The following is a 1,417-nucleotide window of genomic DNA, read 5'->3' on the forward strand; positions in this document are numbered from 1 at the left end:
GTGGATAGCTTAGGCAGTTACGAACTTCAAATTCCAGCTGGAACCAAACTCCCTGCTCATAGCTATCTAGGAATGAAGCTTGACCGTATCCATCAGATCAAGAGCATCCAGCTCCAAGGCCAAGCCAACCCTGCTCTTAGCCTAGAGTATTCTGCAAATGCGCAAGAGTGGACGTCAGCTAGCCAGTTGAAAGACAGATCTGTCGCAACCCACTTGGTACGTTATGTTCGTCTGGTCAACAAAACGGATCAGGAACAAGCTGTGACAGCCACTTCTCTCCTTGTGACAACCAAAGAAGTACAACCAACCAAACTAGAATCTACAACTATGGGCATTCATCCAACATACGGCAGCAATGATGTTCGTAAACTGAACAACCTAGATCAACTATTTGACGGTGTTTACAACAACTTCGTTGAGTTTTCAGACTATGCCCATAAAGATGGTCATGTAACCTTGAAACTTGGTAGCGAACGCACGATTAAGAAAATCAGAGCCTACATCCAAGACGGAACTCAAAACTATCTTCGTGATGGTAAGATCCAAGTCAGCCAAGACGGTAAAACTTGGACAGATGTCGTGACAGTAGGAGATGGTGTGGCCAATAGTCAACACGATGATTCATTGACAGATGGTTGGACACATGATTCTAAGATGCCAGGAAATCGCTATATCGAGGGTGAATTGACGACACCAGTCAAAGCCAACTATCTCCGTGTTCTCTATACTGCAGACTATGATGCTCGTTTTGTAGGCTTTACAGAATTGGTCATCAATGATGGTGAATTTGTCAAACCAATCAATGATCCGACAGTAGAAGGAAACAGTGGAGAAAGCCAAGGCAATCTCTACAACAATCTTGTAGACGGAAAAGTCTTGACCAGCTACAAGTCTGAAAAAGACAAGGGCGAATTGGTGTATCACTTATCTGAGCCAACCAATGCCAACCACCTTCGTCTCGTTTCCAGTCTTCCTGAAGGAGCGAAAGCACGTGTTCTTGCTAGAACACTCAAGGATGGCCAAGACAGTTGGACAGACCTCGGTGCCATTACATCTAGTCTCCAAACCTTCGCTATCCGAAATGGTGGCTCTCTTCTAGACGTCAAATTAGTCTGGGAAGGTGGCAAGGCTGAGTTTTATGAATTGGCAAGCTTCCATCAAGCATTAACAGAAGAATCGGTTCAATCAAGCAAGGGTGAAGAGCAACCACCAGTTCTGGAGGTTCCTGAATTCACAGGTGGTGTCAATGCGGCTGAGGCAGCAGTGCATGGAGTACCAGAGTACACAGGTCCACTTGGTACAGCAGGAGACCAACCAGCACCGACAGTTGAGAAACTAGAGTTTACAGGTGGTGTGAACGCGGTAGAAGCAGCAGTACATGAAGTACCAGAGTACACAGGTCCACTTGGTACAGCAG

At 45.9% G+C, this 1,417-nt stretch carries 1 protein-coding gene; it reads left to right on the plus strand.

All coding sequences use genetic code 11. The annotated features are described in order from the left end of the window. Nucleotides 1-1,417 (plus strand): SIALI-17 repeat-containing surface protein (locus tag E2R31_RS06190; protein WP_243701298.1); only part of this gene is annotated, 1,417 nt, incomplete at both ends.

The sequence above is a fragment of the Streptococcus downii genome (assembly GCF_004353325.1).
Taxonomy (GTDB): Bacteria; Bacillota; Bacilli; order Lactobacillales; family Streptococcaceae; genus Streptococcus; species Streptococcus downii.